The following is a 16,015-nucleotide window of genomic DNA, read 5'->3' as shown; positions in this document are numbered from 1 at the left end:
ACATCGCTGCGCGATGTGCAAGCGAACCACCGTGCTTCGCACGGTGGTTGCGCACCCCTGCTTCGCAGGGGTGTGGACTCTGGTGCTTCGCACCAGAGTTGACTCCGTTTCACGGAGTCTGGGGTTCGCTTCGCTCACCCCTGCCCGGCTTTGCCGGGCGTGCCCTTCCGCTGCGCTCCAGGGGGTAGGGGCCGGCCCGTTGCGGGCGGGCGGACGGGTTGCCGGTTAGGCGAGGTGTGAGATCTCACCTGAGGGTGTGTCCGCTGCGCTCCTCCACCCTGAGTCCTTCCGGCTTCGCCTTCAGGACCTGGACCCGCTGCGCGGGCCTGGCTGGCTAGGGGGCCCGGTGGCTTCTGCGGTGGATACGCCAGAACAGCACAGCGCCCGCTGTGCTGAGCAGGATTACGAAGCTGGTCACCACAACCTTGAAGCTGTGGTCGTCCTGTACTGCCCACACGAGTTTCACCAGACTGGCAAGTGTCAGAACGGTCAGGTAGACCGCCACCCGGAACGGGGTGCCAAAGAGCGTGCGCTCTATCCAAGGACGCCGTTGTTCTGTCTGCCTACTCATGCATGCCCCTGTGATGAACCGCCAGGCGTCATGATGAAGCCCTGGTCTGGCAGCACCCTAAGGGGTGACCCACACCAACGGGACCGAGGCCCTCCGCTTCGCCCCAGACCCCCGTGCCCTTTCCGGCCCCCGTCTGCCGGGAAGGGGGCCGGGTGTGCGACTGGCTACGAGGGGTCGCTCGTTCGTGTCCTGGTTTCGGTGCCACGCATCATTGATTTGATGCAGCATGTAGAGTTGGTAGAAACAAGGGATACCCTCTGGGCGCGGACGGGGCTCATGTCATTCTACGAATATCTTCCGGAAGAAATTGCGCGGCTCGGTGTGACGAGAAAGGCCACCGGGCTCGCCCTCGGCCAGGTGCGGACGCATGTGCGGCTCTCCCGGGAACGCGAGGAACGCGCACGCGAAGGACTGGCAGAGCTCCTCAGCCTGAGTGAGCTGGCGATCGCCGTGTGGGAGCACCTTGAATGGAAGCGTGTAGCCCACGTGATGACGGAGCGGCAGATGCCTGTCTATGTACCGGGGCAGGATCCGCGTGTAGGCCGCCGTGAGGAGCAGCGGATGCAGCGTGTGGCCGCTGACATAGCCGCGGCGGAGCAACATGGCGGGGCACCGGCCGAGATGCTGCGCCATCGGGTCTACCGGCTCGTTGCCCAGCGGGCCGGCTGCTTGGGCGAACCGTGCCTCACCGTGCATCTGATGGCCTCCTCCCTCAGCGAAGCCGCCCACCGGCCCTGGACCGTCTACGGACGCCCAGACGGCCCTTACCGGCAGGGCGGATACCGGATCACCTCGGTCGAGCAGGTCCTTCCCGAACCCGGAGAATTGTTTTGATCCAGCTTCGAGAACACCAGGTAGAAGCGAATTCAGGCATCCGTAAATGGGTGGGATTCCCTGCAAGATCATCTGTGCCCGCTGAGGGGCTCCGTGGCACGGTCGTCTCCGCGACCGGCTCCGGGAAGACGATCACGGCCGCCTCGGCCGCGCTGGACAACTTCCCCGGCGGCCGGATCCTCGTCACGGTCCCCACGTTGGACCTCCTCGTGCAGACCGCGCAGGCGTGGCGCCGGGTCGGCCACCGCTCCCCGATGGTTGCCGTGTGCTCGCTGGAGAAGGACGACGTCCTGGAGCAGCTCGGCGTGCGGACGACCACCAACCCGATCCAGCTCGCGCTGTGGGCGGGTTCCGGGCCGGTGATCGTGTTCGCCACCTACGCCTCCCTCGTCGACCGCGAGGACATCGACGCCCCGTTGGGGCAGCGGAAGGTGCGCGGGCCGTTGGAAGCCGCTCTCGCGGGCGGCCAGCGGCTGTACGGGCAGACCATGGAGCCGTTCGACCTCGCGGTCGTGGACGAAGCACACGGAACCGCCGGAGACCTCGGCCGGCCCTGGGCCGCGATCCACGACAACCAGCGAATCCCCGCGGACTTCCGGCTCTACCTGACCGCGACTCCGCGCATCCTCGCCGCACCCCGGCCGCAGAGAGGCCAGGACGGGCAGGAGCTGGACATCGCCTCCATGACGTCCGACCCGGCCGGAACGTACGGCGAATGGATCTACGAACTCGGACTGTCGGAGGCCATCGAGCGGGGGATTTTGGCGGGCTTCGAGATCGATGTGATCGAAATCCGCGACCCCGAGCCGGTGCTGGGGCTGTCGGAAGAAGCGCTGCGGGGCCGGCGCCTCGCGCTGCTGCAGACCGCGTTGCTGGAGCACGCCGCCGCACGCAACCTGCATACGGTCATGACGTTCCACCAGCGAGTGGAAGAGGCAGCCGCCTTCGCAGAGAAGCTCCCCGAAACCGCGGCCGAGCTCTACGCCACCGAAGCATCCGACACATTCCTCGAAGACGCCACAGCACTACCGCCATCCTCAATCCACGCAAAGCTCTACAACCTGGAGCCCTACCGCCACGTCCCCCCAGACCGCGTCTGGGCAAACTGGCTCTGCGGCGACCACCTCGTCAGCGAACGCCGCGAAGTCCTACGACAGTTCGCAGGCGGCATCAACGCCAACAACCGCCGGGTCCACCGGGCATTCCTCGCGTCCGTCCGCGTGCTCGGTGAAGGCGTCGACATCGTCGGCACACGCGGAGTCGAAGCGATCTGCTTCGCCGACACCCGCGGCTCCCAAGTGGAGATCGTCCAGAACATCGGCCGGGCACTGCGGCCCAACCCGGACGGGACCACGAAGGTCGCCCGGATCATCGTGCCGGTGTTCCTGGAACCCGGCGAGGACCCCGACGACATGATCGCCTCCGCCAGCTACCGCCCCCTCGTAACCGTCCTAAACGGACTCCGCTCACACTCGGAACACCTCGTCGAACAACTCGCCTCGCAAGCACTCTCGCGGCAGCCACGGGCCAAACCCCACCACCTCGTACGCGACGCCGACGGGCGCATCATCGGAACCGAGGGCGAAGGCGAGGGTGAGGTCGTCGACCAGGAGAACGGGACGCGGGCCGTGCTCGAGTCCGCGCTGCTCCACTTCTCCACTCCACGAGACCCGGCCACCATCGCCGCGTTCCTGCGTACGCGGGTGTACCGACCCGAAACCCTCGTCTGGCTCGAGGGCTACCAAGCCCTCCGACACTGGCGCACCGAAAACCACATCACCGGGCTCCACGCGGTCCCCTACGACACAGAGACCGAGGTCGGCGTCACGAAAGCGTTCCCGCTCGGCAGGTGGGTCCACCAACAACGCCGCGCATACCGCGCCGGCGAACTCGACGACCACCGCAAAACCCTCCTCGACGCACCGGAGGCCGGGATGGTCTGGGAACCCGGAGACGAAGCATGGGAAACCAAACTCGCGGCGTTGCGCAGTTTTCACCGGGCCCACGGACACCTCGCACCCCGCCAAGACACCCTATGGGGCGAAGGAGGCACCGACAGCCTGATCCCGATCGGACAGTTGATCGCCAACCTCCGCCGCAAGGGCGGCATCGGCAAGGATCCGGAGCGGGCCGAGCACCGCGCGGCGCAACTCGCCGCCATCGATGAAGACTGGAACTGCCCCTGGCCACTCAACTGGCAACGCCACTACCGGGTACTCGCCGACCTCGCCAATACCGAACCCGGCGGCAACCTCCCCGACATCCAACCCGGCGTCACCTACGAAGGCGACGACCTCGGGCGGTGGCTCCAGCGACAGGCCAACTCCTGGGCACAGCTGACCACCGAGCAGCAGGAACGGCTCACCGGGCTGGGCATTCAGCCAGCCCAGCGCCCCGCCCCGACCCCGGCAGCCAAGGGCGGCGGGAAGATGTCCGGGAAGGCGTCAGCAGCCTTCCAGAGGGGCGTACAGGCCCTCGCCCAGTACATCGCCCGCGAACGACACCACCGGGTTCCGCGCGGGCACGCAGAAGAGATCGTCGTGGAAAGCGAGACCGCCCCCGTCATGGTGAAGCTGGGCGTGTGGATCACGAACACCAAGACCCGCCGCGACAAACTCACCGTGGAGCAGCGCGCCACCCTGGCCGAACTAGGCATCGAATGGGCGCAGTGACCCGATCAACGCCACGTCATTGAACCGCCTGACCGGGAGAGGGCGCATACCCCGGGCATCACGCCCCGGGTCCCGGGCTGCCAGCGTGCCAAGAGCCGTCCTGCCTCGGCACGGGGGCAGGACACAGCGTGCGGATGTGAAGGCGCGGGTCCGCCCAAAGAATCTTCCGAACATCGGTAAGGAGCCGTGGCCGCCGCACATAGACAGGGTGGAGGGGAAGTGGAGACTACGAGCGACGAGCAGCGGTTCACCGAGCTCTACAGGCGGCACTATTCGGCCGTCGATGCGTACGTGCGCCGGCGGATCCACGGCGACCACGTGGCGACGTGGTCGCCGAGGTATTCCTGGTCGCCTGGCGCAGGTTCGGTGAGCTGCCCGAAGGCAAGGCGTTGGCCTGGCTGTACGGGGTGGCGCGCCGGACCCTGGCCAATGCCTATCGGTCGGACAAGCACCGATTGCGTGTGTCCGAGTGGTTGAAGGCCCAGCCGCATGACGAGGGTGGGGACCACACCGAGGATGTGGCGCTGCGCATGGAGATGGCCACTGCGTTCGACGCTCTGAGCGAAGCGGACCAGGAGGTGCTTCGGTTGGCGTTGTGGGACGAGGTGGCTTCCTCGCAAGGAGCAAAGATTCTCGGCTGTGGCGTGGGTGCTTATCAGGTTCGTCTCCATCGTGCACGCAAGCGCCTCAAGAACGGGCTTGCCCTCCGGCTTCTTGATGGAACTGCACCGCAATGGGATGCCTTGGTGCAGTCGGCAACGACGAAGCGGGGTGAAGCGGGTGCGTGAGACGGATCGTGTCTTGCGGTCTTTGGACCCGGCTCGAGAGGCAGCCACGCCAGCTGACGAACAGGTGCTCACATCGATTCTTTCCACGCCGGCCGAGGGCGCGCATGTGAGTGTTCGCCGTTCCCATCGGCGTGGCCGGCGTTGGCTGCTGGTCAGTGGCCTGGCCACGGCTGCTGCGGCCTTCGCCCTGGTGGTCACCAACATGTGGGGGACGGCGCCCCAGCCCGCGTACGCCATCACCCCCAAGCCCCTGGCCTACCAGGCCGGTAACCGTCCGGCCGCCAAAGTCCTGGAGGAGATCGCCCAGCGCATCGAGGGGCTTGCCAACGATGCACCCCACGGTGGCACGCAGCGCTTCGTCCAGGAGAGCTGGTCACTGTCCACCCGGATCGACGGCGCGCAGGTGACCTCGGCGATCATTCCGGAGCGGCGCACGACCTGGAAGAAGCCCGACGGGTCGCAGAAGTGGACCGTCCGTACCGTCAAGCCTCAGTTCCAGAACGACGCGCAGCGCGAGAGGTGGGGAGCAGCCGGGTCAGTGGGCGCCGATCCGCAGGAGCACTCGGATTCATCCGGGCCGGCCGACATGTCCGACCCGAGAAACCACGAAGCCCCCACCGGCCCGAGCGCCATGAAGCGCTGGCTCGCCGAGGGCTACGAAACATCCGGCCCCGGCGAGACGTTCGACTCCGTCGCCGAGCGCCTCCTGGACCGGCACTTCTCGCCCGCCCAGAGGGCAGCCCTCCTGCGGGCCCTCAAGGACACGCAGGGCATCAGGTACCGGGGCAACGTCGAGGATCGCGCGGGCCGGGTCGGTGCCGCCTTCACCGTTGCATCGCGATACGGAGGACTCCCCAAAGAACAGACCCTGCTGTTCGACCCGAAAAACGGGAACCTCCTCGCCTATGAGGAAGAACTCACCCACGACGCAGGAAAGTTGAACGTCAAACCGCCCGCTGTCGTCCTCTACATCACCTACCTGTAACCCTCCGGGGTGGGGCTGCAGGGCCCCAGCCCGACACGACCCACAGACAACGGCTCACACAAGGCTGATCCACCTCATGATGTGAACCGGACAGGATCTCGAAGCAAGCCTCCAGCCCGTCTCTGCGTCGGATTCCGGAACGGTACCCGGACCATCTGTGAGCCGACTGGCTGTACGGAGAGCACGAGGCGGACCACCCCGCGGCCAGCCGGATCCACCGATTCAGACCAAGGGCATCTTGATCGCGAGCCGCTCCACCGGACGTCCAGGAGGTCGAAGACTTTGGGAAAGATAGCGGAGGGACTCGAGCGGCTCGTGCGCACGCGGCCCGTCCCCACCAGTACGGCCGACCGCCTCAAGTTCCTCCTCAAGTCGGAGAAAGGGTCCACGAAGCGGTTGGCTGCTCTGCTTGGGGTTTCTCAGCGCACCGTGCAGCGGTGGGTGACTGCGAAGGCAGGTGTTCAGGGACGTCCCAGCCCTGCGCATGTCCGCGTGATCGAGGATGTGGTCCGCGTCTGGTGGCAGCCGCGGGTACGCGCTCGTATCCAAGCGCAGGCCGAAGCCCGCGGCATCGTCCTGCACGCCAGAGCGCGATTCGGGTTCGCTTCCGCCGCGGGGTCTTCCGACGACCCACGACAGCGGCTGATCACCCAGGAGCTTTCCGGAGCGGTCGCACGGGAGTTGTTCGCGGCCCGGGATGCGGGTGCCGGTGAGCGACAGCAGGTGGTGATCCTTGCCCGGGCTCTGGGGCACGCCTACTTCCGGGACTGGGGTCGTCGTGCTCATGGCCTGCAGATCACCTTCAGCGACATCGAGTTCGCAGACTTCATCACCCGCTGAACCCGAGAGCCGCGCAAGCTGGATCCATGTGGTGTGTTCGAGGAGTGCGGCAGACCGGACGGGCTTCAGCTGCGCGAGCTGACGGATCGGCGGAGGCTGGCCCCCGTCAGCAGGCCACTGTGGCGTTCGGCTTCCTCACGCTCGCGCCAGGTCCATTCGACATGGCCGCGTGGACTGGTGCGCCTGCCGGCGGGAGGCTGCGGTGGGCGCAGTTTCGCTGTCTCGGCGGATCGCAGCAGGAGTGCTCGGTCGTCGAGGCTGGCCAGCAGCCGCTGGTCTTCGGTGGGGGCCAACTGGGCGAAGTAGACGGCGGCGCGCAGGAAGACGCGGGCCCACTCGGGTACGGGGTAGGTCGCGCAGCCGTCGGTGTAGCGGGTGGGGTCGTGCAGCGCGAGGACGGCTGCGCCGTCGGAATCTTCGGTGCGGGCGGTGGCTAGTTGCTGGAAGGAAGCGCCTGTGAAAATCGCGCTTGCCAGGGCTGCAGCCAGACGGGGGTGGGCGGTCGCAGCGTGGATCCGGCGGGCGACTTCGGCTGCGGTCGCCGGGGTGATGAGCTTCGGTGGTGGGCGGTGTCTCCAGTCGATCGGCGGTGGTGTGCACGGGCCGTGGCAGGGGCTGGGGCTGTCGTAGGAGACGAGGCGGTCCAGGGCGGGCAGCGTGATCCAGCGCCCGGGGGCTACGCCGCCGACCGGGGATAGCGGAGGGCACCAGGTGGTGGGTGGGCCGTAGTAATGGCCGCGGGCGGATTCAAATGTGCTGGTGCGGGTGTGGGCGACAGGTAGCAGGGCTTGGTGCAGGGCGACGGGGATGCGCGGTCGGTGGCAGACGAGGGTCAGATGGACGCCGGTGTGATCGCGTAGGCGCAGGAGGCGTTGAAGGCGGCGGTCAGTCAGCCGGTGGGCACGCAGGACAGTGAGCCGGGTGACGGGCAGCGCACGGATCCAGGCGGTGGCGGCCTCCCAGACGGGTTGTCTGCCGGAGCGGAACCGGCCGGTCATCTGGGGCGGCTTGCCCAGGGCGGCGAGGAGGTCGTGGGCGAGGGCGGTGTCGCTGGTGGTACCCGGCCCGGGGTGCAGGGTGACCCGGCCGGCAGGCAGGTCGTGGGCGGCCAGCGCGGCGTGTGTGTGCACCGCATCGTCGTACGGGTCCAGGACGAGCACGACCGGCGGCGGCTCCTTGAAGCTGAGGGTGCTCATGCGAGACGGCTGAAGGCCCAGCGCAGCAGCTCCTCGTCGACCTTCGGGCGCCCGGTGCGGGCCAGAGCGGTGCGGATATGGGCCGTGAGCTGGGCCCAGGCACGGAAGTTGCCGTGGGCGGCGTGCTGGTCGGCGAAGGTGATGTCCTTGGGGGCGGCGTCGGCCCAGACCGGGTGGAACAAGGGGATGACGTCCTGGACCTCTTGCGGGGTGAGGCGGGCGAACTGCTGCCAGATGAAAACACGGGAGGAAAGCATCGGCTCGCGGCGCAGCACGGAGTGGCAGCCGGCGCCGCCGACGAAGACGATCGCGAGCTGGGTGGTGGGTTCGTCCCACAGGTAGCGGAAGTACTCGAAGGCCTCCCCGTTCAGCCACTGTGCTTCGTCGACCAGGAAGGTGCGGGGCCGCTCGGCCAGGGCGGTTTTCAGCAGACGGTCGAACTCGCTCGGGTGGCGGGGCGCCTCGCCGGGCAGGCCGAGAGCGGTGAACAGCTCGTAGCGCACCGCGCGGGCGGTGGGGCGGGCGCGGAAGGTGACGCGGCGGACGTCCTCGTGCGGTTCGAGCTCGCGCAGGCAGGTGTTGACGGCGAGGGTCTTACCGAAGCCGGCGCCGCCGTGGATGCACATCATGGCGCGGGCGGCGACGGTGTCGGTGATGTTCTCCCGGGCGGTGAGCAGGGCGCGGGTGGTGACCACGGACGCATCAGGCAGGTCGACGTACTGGTAGGTGGCCGAGGTCACGAGGCGTCTCCGTCTTCATCGGTCTGTGCGGCCGGGCCGTCGGGGGCAGGTTCGGACGGGACGGGAGCAGGCCGGCCGGGCGTGGTCCAGGGGGCAAGAGAAGGCGGAGTACGCCAGTCGGCCGGGGGCGCGGCGGGCGGGATGAGGTCCGGCAGCGCCAGCTTCGAGGCGTCGGTGTGCTCGACGGCGGCCAGTTCGCGCCCGGCTTGAGCGGAGGTGAGGGCTCCCAGCCGCTGGGCCGGCCCGGCCGTGGTGACCGGGGCGAAGCGCTGTCTGCGCAGCATCTCGGCGGCTTTCACCTCGGCGCGCAGACGTCGGGCACGCTCCGCACGGGCCGTGCGCAGGGCCTGGAGTTGTTCGAGGGTGGCCGCGTCCGCGAGGTGCGCGGGCCCGAGATACCTGCCGCTCGCGTCACAGATGTCGATCTCATGATTGTGGTGCGGCATATAGCGCACTGTGACGGTACGGCCGGCCTGGCCGGTCATCCACGGGGCGATGTAGGTGCGCCCGCGCCACCGCACGCCGTGGCTGGTCAGCCTTCGCGGGCGGCCGTCGTCTTCGAGGGTGAACGTCCACAGGTCGGCGGCGGGGACGTCGGTGACGGGCGTCGGATCGGCCTGCCATGCCTCAAGCGGCGTGCGGCCGGACAGCGCCTGCGGCCGGTGCTCGGTGTTCCACCAGTGCGTCCAGGCAAGCACCTCCGCTGTGAAGTCTTGAAACGACATGGCACCGGACGTCTCCGGCTTGCGGCCCGCGGCTTTGCTTCGCCGGCCAGAGCGGGGCTTGGTGGAGGTGAGGGTGTAGCCGGGCAGGGCCGCGAACAGCATCCGGTCGACGGCCCGGTTGAGGTTTTCCACCGTGCCCTTGAGGTGAGGGCTGTAGGCCGGCAAGTCCTTTACCGTCACGCCCATCGTGCCGAACGCCGTGGTGACGGTCCTCGACAGGAAGTCCTTGCCCCGATCCACTCGCACCTGCTCCGGTGTCCCTCCCGCGGGGCCGTAGGGGTCTTCACGCAGCACAGCAGCGCGCAGCGCGACCAGCACGGAGGCGCGGGAAGGGACACCAGGGGTGACGGCGATGCCGGTGATGACTTTGGTGGCGGTGTCGATGAACCACGTCACCCACGGGCGCACCAGGTCGCCGTCGGCATCAACCAGCAGCGGTGCCTGGACATGATCCGTCTCCCACACGTGATTGCGCCAGGAGGCCGCCCGTTTGCCGAAGACGTCGTGCGCGCGTGCCGCGTCCGGTCCCGCGGCAAGACCGGCCCGCTCCCCCGCGGTGAGATCTCGACGCACCGCGCGCAGGAACGTCGACAGGGAAGGCACCGGATCCAGCAGCGGCACCTGCGACAGGGCTGCCCCGCCCGGAACAGTCACCGGGTCCGGCGGGACGGACTCGGCAGTGCCGGACGCCTGCACGCGTACGCTCCCGCCTTCGGCCGCGGCACGCTCCATGAGCTGGCGGTGGACCGCGGAAGCGTTGCCGTGCCAGTACGCCAGCAGCACTCGGATCTCCCTGGTGATCTCGAACCGGTCACCGCTGCGTTCCCCGGGGCGGATCGCGGCGTCGGGCGAGAGGGAGGCCTCAGCCAGCCACCGCCACACCGTCCGCTCCGACACGCCCAGGCACTCCCCTGCCAGGCGCACATGCTCCCGCGACAGCCGCCGCTCGGCGCGCAGCGCCAGCAGACGGCGCACCGCCGGCGCCCGCAACGCCGTCAAGGACTCCTCCCCCAGAACACCGGCCGGATCCTCCGGCGGCGCCAGCGGTTGTCCGTCCACCCCATGCCCCTTCGTTCTTATCCGCTTCGGTGGAGCCTGTCTTCGTTCACCCCGTCGGAACAGGTGAAGGCCCCATACACAAGCCCTTCGACCAGCCCCGACCGTCACGGATAGGGCCCCAGACGTGCGCAGGCCTGCTCGATCAGCTCCCGGTCCACACACCTTGCGGGGTCGCGCTCGCGGGCCGCGTAGACATGCGACGTGATCTTCGCCCAGGTACGGAAATTGCCGCGTGCCATCTGCTCGTCCACCCGCGCAACGTCGTCCGCATCCGCCTGCGCCCACACCGGATGGAACAGGCTCAGCGTCTGCGGCACCCCAGACGCATCCAGCCGGCCGATCTGATGCCAGGTCAGCACTCGTGAGCGCAGCGCCGAAGCGCGGGCAAGAGCCCGTTCGCTTCCGGCCCCGCACAGCACCAATGCCGCCGCACAGCCCGGCGCGTCCCACAACTGCCGCAGGTAGTCCAGTGGCGGTGTCAGACGCTGGGCGTCATCGAGGAACAGCACACCCGGTACGGCCAGTACCCGCATCAGAGCCTGGCTGACCGGCCCGGCCCGGTGCGGCAGCGCCCCCGACTGCAGCCCGAACGCTTCGCACAGTGAGGCCCGCAGCTGCGGCAGACCGGGCGCCACCCCGGCCACCGCTCGCCACACCGGCACCCGTCCGGGCAGAAGATGCAACGCCTGCTCGACAGCGACCGTCTTCCCCAGGCCCGTGTCCCCGTACACACAGCACATCCCGCGGGCCGCGACCGTATGCCCCACCGCCTCCACCACACCGGCCACCTGCCGGGTCGACACCAGCCGGGCCCCCGGCACGTACAACCGCACACCGCCGCCCCGCACCCCCGCATCCACGACGCCCTCCGGAACCGGCACGTCGGCGGGCGGTCCGTCGACAACAAGCGGACCACCAGCCCCGTCCACAAGCCCCAGATCCGCCAGTGCCCGGTCATACCGGCTCGGCTCCAGCCCGGCCCGGGCCCCTGCCGGACGGGCCACCTCAAGAACCCGGCCCGTCCCCAGATCCCTCTTGATGACGCGGTGCAGGGTCGGCAGCGAGGGCACACACTCCGCACCCCACCCCTCCAACACCCCCTCCTCCTGGGCCCGGAGCATCCTGCGCCGCAACTCCGCGACGTTCCCGCCCGCCTGAGCCAGGACCTCCCACAACGCGTCGCTCAGCGAAAACCCGTCCTGCCGCGGCCGCGCCTCAACATGGCCCCGGCGTCCATCCGCCAGCCACCGCCACACCGTCCGCTCCGACACCCCCGCCAGCTCCGCAGCGATCCGCACATGCAACCGCGACAGCGTCCCCTCGCCATCCACCGCAAGAAGCCGCCGTACCACCACACCCCGCGCCAACGACGCACCCTCAGCCGACACAGCACCAGCCGATCCCGCCCCGGCCCCCGCCGGACCTCCCTGAACCGTCATACGGCCCAGCCCACCCGACCCCGCCAGCCCCTCACATAGGAACAGCGAAAGCCATGACAGCCACCAACCGGCCTGCTAGCCACACCACAACAGCCGCTTAGTCACCCCATGACAGCAACCAAAACCCCGCCCCACACCCACTACCAGGACATCCACACCGCGATCCCGCTGACGCCCACCCACTGCCACCACGCCGCCCAATCACACTAGGACTACTGCTGTGGGAACGGCATCTGGCCGACGCGCAGGATCCGCACCGTCGCTGCGGCGCCGTATCCGGAGGCGAGGGCCGCGAAGGAATCGGCGTCCACCCGATGCATGGTGATCACGTTTTGCTCCCAGCAGTGGTCAGACGCGCGATGTCAGCGGCCAGCCGACTGTGCACGTGACTGATCAGTTTCGCCAGGTCGGCGCAGTACACGGACGGATTGGCGAAGCCGGTACCCGTTCGGTAGCGGTGTGGGAACTGACCGCCCCCACACTCCTTGACCAACGGGCAGGTCCGGCAGGTTTCACAGAGCGCTGCCTCCCCGGCCTGGTTAGCCCGCATCGCTGGATGCTCCAACACGGCGTCAAAGGAATGGTCTCTCACGTTCAGGCCGGTTGCGGGCGCGCCGTCGTAAGCCACCTTCAGCGCGTCCACCAGCTCGATCGTGCCGTCGGTCTCCACCACGACGAAATCCAGCGGCGCGGTGCCGAACACCTCGCTGTATGCGGTGCCGCCGAGCAGCTGGGCGATCAGCTCCTCGAACAGCCGGATCCGAACCGGCTGTTCCGGCTGCGCGTACCAGTGGTCGAACACGCTGATCAGCCAGTCCGCATAACGTGTCTCTCCCGGCACGTGCCCGGGCGGTGGCGCGTCCCAGGTGCCGTGCGGCAGCAGCAGATCTATGGATGGCGGCTCCCAGGCAGCCAAGGCCTCGTACACCTCGACGGGATCGTTGGCCAGGTCGACGGTGGCGAGCAGGCCCATGAACAGTGGCCGGTAGGCCTCGGCCGTCAGGGTCCGCAGGCCGCGCGCCACCTCGTCGTACGAACCCCGCCCATTCGCGAACCGGCGATGTCGGTCGTGGTGGGCCGGCCCACCGTCCAGGCTCACCCCGATGCCGACCTGGTGCTTGCTGAGCAGGTCGAGGTTGGCCTCCGTCAGCAGGACTCCATTGGTCTGCATGGAGAACTTGACCTCGGCCGACACGGCGTCCCGCACCGTCATCACGACGTCCTCCAGGGTGTCGCGGCCGGCCAGCAACGGCTCGCCGCCGTGCAGCACGACTCCGACCGCCTCCAGCGCATGCTCCCGGACATGCTCAGCAAGCCGGTCCGCAAACGCAGTGATCGTCACTGCGGATATCGCCATCGGCTGAGCCCGCCAGCTCTGGTCCGCCGCCTCGTACATGTAGCAGTAGTCACAGGCAATATTGCACCGGCTGTGAACCTTGACGATGAACTCCCGGAAAGGGACTCCATCCGCACGCACCAGCGCCGCGGGAGCAGTCACGCCACCCGCTGGACCCGACCGCTCCCGCGTCTCGTTCATGCGCGTGTCAGGGAATCGAGGACGGGCCGGAGAGCGAGGCGATCGGTGCTGCCAAGGCCGACCGGGGTCAGTTCCCCTGTCGGCACGCTGCGTTGGGCCGCGCCGAGCGGCGTGCCGCTCCCGCCGCCCGCCCGCTCAGACACCAGAGCGAGTGCCTGAGCAGTCGACGTCGCCCCTACGACAGGTGTCGCCTTCGACTTAGTCTCGTCCACAACCTTCACCTTTTCCTTCAGGGTGCGGGCCTCAACACGCCCGACACGAAGCCCGTCCCGAGCTTGCTAGCTCCTGGAGATCTACACACACGAGTTGAACATCGGCCGCACGGCGCCGCGCCCGGTGGTCTCCTCGCTGACCAGATCCAACGACCGTGTCAGGACACTGAGGCAGGTGTTCGGTTGGTCGAGTGACGTGCCACTGAGATTGGCCAACCGACTCGTCACCGGAGCGGGTGCCGCCTGTGCGGCCACCGGAGTCGCCAGCACAGCCGCCAATGCCGCACCGGCGACCAGAGCCTTCTTCGAATTGTTCTTCTTCATGATCCCTGCCTTCTCTAACGAACTGGATCTACGGTCCCGAGCACGGGATGTTCGCTGACTCGCCAACTTCTGGGAGGCTCAGCCGCCCCAAGTGACATCACCCGTAGGGTTGGAAGCGGAGCTCTGACCGGTGTTGACGACTCGCACGGAATGCGAGGGGGCGACGTTGACGGTCACCGCAGCGCCAATGGCCACGAGGGCAACAAAGGTGACTGCGGCGATTCTTGTGAAACTCACGACCGCCACGGAACTTCTCCTTCAGGGCTAATAGATTCCCGGGCCTCTTTGTGGATCTGTCAGCGCCGCCCGCTCCTGCCGATGTCTCTACTGTGGCCGATCGAAAATTCCATGGGAACGAATGAAGGGTGGACGGAATATGCAGTGGCATAAGCTGTCCACTCCGCAAAGATCACAAGGTTTCCCACCATGATCCGGAGACCGGGGCAACGTCGCTGGACACGACTGTGAATCCGCGCAGGGAAGGGTGCTCCGCAACGGCCCGACGGGACAAGCGCGAGGCGATGCCCGCAGCCGCAGCGGGACCGGAAGCGGTAACGAAGAGGCCCAACGTCGGACCCGCCGGTGCGTCAGGATGGACGGCGATGTGCTCGACAGCGTCGCCGCTGTCCGCGAACGAGGCAAAGATACTGGCCACATGTGGTGGCAATGCCATCCCACCCGGAGCCCGAAGGCAGACATGAATCAGGTACATAAGCCCATCGTCAGGGGCTAACATAATTGGCCACAACCGCCCAAGCAGGACGTTTTGTGCCGGTGGCATAAAATGGCCTGCTGTGCAACGTCTCCCCGTCTCCTAAAATTTGGTCGCATCGTGGCCGGCGCGACCAGAGGGGGCACTCGCGGTGCTGGACGTCCTAGGGCTCGACGCGGAGGCAGAAGCCGTATATCGGGCCATGATCAGCTGTCCTCGCGCCGGGGTGGTCGAACTGGCGGCCAGACTTGATCTTACGGAGCAGCGAGTCCGTGACGGCCTGAGCCGACTCAGCGAGCTGGCGCTGATCCAACCCACAGTCCAGGAGGGTGTCGGATTCCGCGCTATCAGCCCCGAGACTGCCATGGAAGTGCTGTTGTCCCGGCAGCAGGCGGAGCTGGCGGCCCAGCAGATGCGCGTGGAAGCCTCCCGCGCTGCGGCAGCGCAATTGATCGCCGAATACTCCGCGTTGCGCCCACGGATGACCGACCAGGAGTCCGAGCGGCTGACCGGTCCCGACGCCATAAGAGAACGATTGGCACTGTTAGCCGAATCTGCGGAAGAGGAGATTGCCACCTTCGCTCCGGGCGGCGCCCACTCGGCCGAAGACCTGGAGGCCAGCCGCACCCCCAACGCCGCTCTGCTCGAAAGGGGCGTGCGCATGCGGACGATCTACCTGGACAGCGTCCGCCACCACCAGCCCACCCTGGACCACGTCACTTGGCTCAACAGCCGTGGCGGGCAGGTCCGCACCGCGCCTGTCCTACCGATCCGGATGATCGTTGTCGACCGGCGCCAAGCGGTGCTTCCCATCGACACCGCCAATGCCCTGGCCGGAGCGGTCATCCTTCAGGGCGCGGGCACAGTCGCGGCGCTGTGCGCGCTGTTCGAGAGCGTGTGGAGTACCGCGGTTCCGCTGGGCACCGCACCACAACGCGACAGGAACGGGATTCCCCCACAGGAACGGGCCGTACTCACCATGCTTGCGCAGGGGTACACCGACGAAGCCATCGCCAAGCGCTTGGGCGTTTCCCCGCGCACCGCTCGGCGCGTCGCCGCAGACCTCTTGGAACACCTGAACGCCCGCAGCCGCTTCGAAGCCGGGGTTCACGCCGTCCAGAATGGTTGGCTTCCGGCATCCCGCTGAGCCCAACTGGACGACTGCCCGACATCAGCCCGCAGAAGGGCTGGCTTTGTCCACGAGAGCGTTCTCATGCACAGAGCCCATTCCTCAAGCCGCCACCCGTCGGATACATGCCCTTATGGATCCTGGACCTGTTCACGCCGCTGCCGCATCCATTCCGATTCCCCGCGAGCCGGACGCTGTGTCTGTAGCGCCTCAATCCGTCGACGCGTCACGCTTCTCAGGAGCCAGCCCCAG

At 67.9% G+C, this 16,015-nt stretch carries 12 protein-coding genes and 1 pseudogene; 7 read left to right on the top strand and 6 right to left on the bottom strand.

What is annotated here, in order from left to right; translation table 11 throughout:
* The first annotated feature begins 790 nt into the window (after window positions 1-790).
* From OHA03_RS47590 to OHA03_RS47565, 6 genes and pseudogenes are all read left to right on the top strand, one after another.
* The gene (locus OHA03_RS47590; RefSeq protein ID WP_267007868.1) at window positions 791-1,405 is read left to right on the top strand and encodes a hypothetical protein; all 615 of its coding nucleotides are present in this window, start codon (window positions 791-793) and stop codon (window positions 1,403-1,405) included.
* Window positions 1,402-4,077, top strand: a complete 2,676-nt coding sequence (locus OHA03_RS47585; RefSeq protein WP_267007867.1) for a DEAD/DEAH box helicase — start codon at window positions 1,402-1,404, stop codon at window positions 4,075-4,077. Before OHA03_RS47590 ends, OHA03_RS47585 begins: the two co-directional genes overlap by 4 nt.
* A 326-nt stretch (window positions 4,078-4,403) precedes the next feature.
* Complete coding sequence (locus OHA03_RS47580) at window positions 4,404-4,865, top strand: RNA polymerase sigma factor (RefSeq protein ID WP_267007866.1); 462 nt, start codon at window positions 4,404-4,406, stop codon at window positions 4,863-4,865.
* A complete protein-coding gene (locus OHA03_RS47575) occupies window positions 4,795-5,850 on the top strand; it encodes a CU044_5270 family protein (RefSeq protein ID WP_323181345.1) in 1,056 nt (351 codons plus the stop codon). The genes OHA03_RS47580 and OHA03_RS47575 overlap by 71 nt, the downstream gene beginning before the upstream one ends.
* A gap of 9 nt (window positions 5,851-5,859) precedes the next feature.
* Window positions 5,860-6,306, top strand: a pseudogene (locus OHA03_RS47975) (helix-turn-helix domain-containing protein); the annotation flags it as partial.
* 36 nt (window positions 6,307-6,342) lie between these two features.
* Complete coding sequence (locus tag OHA03_RS47565; RefSeq protein ID WP_267008296.1) at window positions 6,343-6,690, top strand: hypothetical protein; 348 nt, start codon at window positions 6,343-6,345, stop codon at window positions 6,688-6,690.
* 65 nt (window positions 6,691-6,755) lie between these two features.
* Here the strand turns inward: OHA03_RS47565 and OHA03_RS47560 are convergent, their stop codons facing one another.
* The 6 genes from OHA03_RS47560 to OHA03_RS47535 form a co-directional block, all read right to left on the bottom strand.
* On the bottom strand, window positions 6,756-7,886 hold the full coding sequence (locus OHA03_RS47560) for a hypothetical protein (RefSeq protein WP_267007864.1): 1,131 nt from the start codon (window positions 7,884-7,886) through the stop codon (window positions 6,756-6,758).
* Complete coding sequence (locus tag OHA03_RS47555; protein WP_267010075.1) at window positions 7,883-8,626, bottom strand: ATP-binding protein; 744 nt, start codon at window positions 8,624-8,626, stop codon at window positions 7,883-7,885. The genes OHA03_RS47560 and OHA03_RS47555 overlap by 4 nt, the downstream gene beginning before the upstream one ends.
* On the bottom strand, window positions 8,623-10,410 hold the full coding sequence (locus OHA03_RS47550; RefSeq protein WP_267010074.1) for a Mu transposase C-terminal domain-containing protein: 1,788 nt from the start codon (window positions 10,408-10,410) through the stop codon (window positions 8,623-8,625). The genes OHA03_RS47555 and OHA03_RS47550 overlap by 4 nt, the downstream gene beginning before the upstream one ends.
* A gap of 104 nt (window positions 10,411-10,514) precedes the next feature.
* Window positions 10,515-11,708: an ATP-binding protein gene (locus OHA03_RS47545; protein ID WP_267010087.1), complete on the bottom strand. Its 1,194-nt coding sequence runs from the start codon at window positions 11,706-11,708 to the stop codon at window positions 10,515-10,517.
* Window positions 11,709-12,174: 466 nt separating this feature from the next.
* Entirely contained in the window at window positions 12,175-13,347 is a 1,173-nt protein-coding gene (locus tag OHA03_RS47540) for an FxsB family cyclophane-forming radical SAM/SPASM peptide maturase (protein ID WP_267010173.1), read from the bottom strand.
* A gap of 332 nt (window positions 13,348-13,679) precedes the next feature.
* Window positions 13,680-13,922, bottom strand: a complete 243-nt coding sequence (locus OHA03_RS47535; RefSeq protein ID WP_267010172.1) for a hypothetical protein — start codon at window positions 13,920-13,922, stop codon at window positions 13,680-13,682.
* Window positions 13,923-14,785: 863 nt separating this feature from the next.
* Between OHA03_RS47535 and OHA03_RS47530 the strand changes: the two genes are divergently transcribed.
* Window positions 14,786-15,781: a LuxR C-terminal-related transcriptional regulator gene (locus tag OHA03_RS47530; RefSeq protein WP_267010171.1), complete on the top strand. Its 996-nt coding sequence runs from the start codon at window positions 14,786-14,788 to the stop codon at window positions 15,779-15,781.
* Window positions 15,782-16,015: the final 234 nt, after the last annotated feature.

It is taken from the genome of Streptomyces sp. NBC_00154, from assembly GCF_026342835.1.
Classification (GTDB): Bacteria; Actinomycetota; Actinomycetes; order Streptomycetales; family Streptomycetaceae; genus Streptomyces.
The sequence above is the reverse complement of the archived record's forward strand: the minus strand, read 5'-3'. Positions and strand labels throughout refer to the sequence as shown.

Excerpts from the sequence above, each read along its gene's own strand:
- OHA03_RS47590 (WP_267007868.1), top strand. The coding sequence starts at position 791 with ATGCAGCATGTAGAGTTGGTAGAAACAAGGGATACCCTCTGGGCGCGG.
- OHA03_RS47575 (WP_323181345.1), top strand. The coding sequence starts at position 4,795 with ATGGAACTGCACCGCAATGGGATGCCTTGGTGCAGTCGGCAACGACGA.
- OHA03_RS47560 (WP_267007864.1), bottom strand. The coding sequence starts at position 7,886 with ATGAGCACCCTCAGCTTCAAGGAGCCGCCGCCGGTCGTGCTCGTCCTG.
- OHA03_RS47535 (WP_267010172.1), bottom strand. The coding sequence starts at position 13,922 with ATGAAGAAGAACAATTCGAAGAAGGCTCTGGTCGCCGGTGCGGCATTG.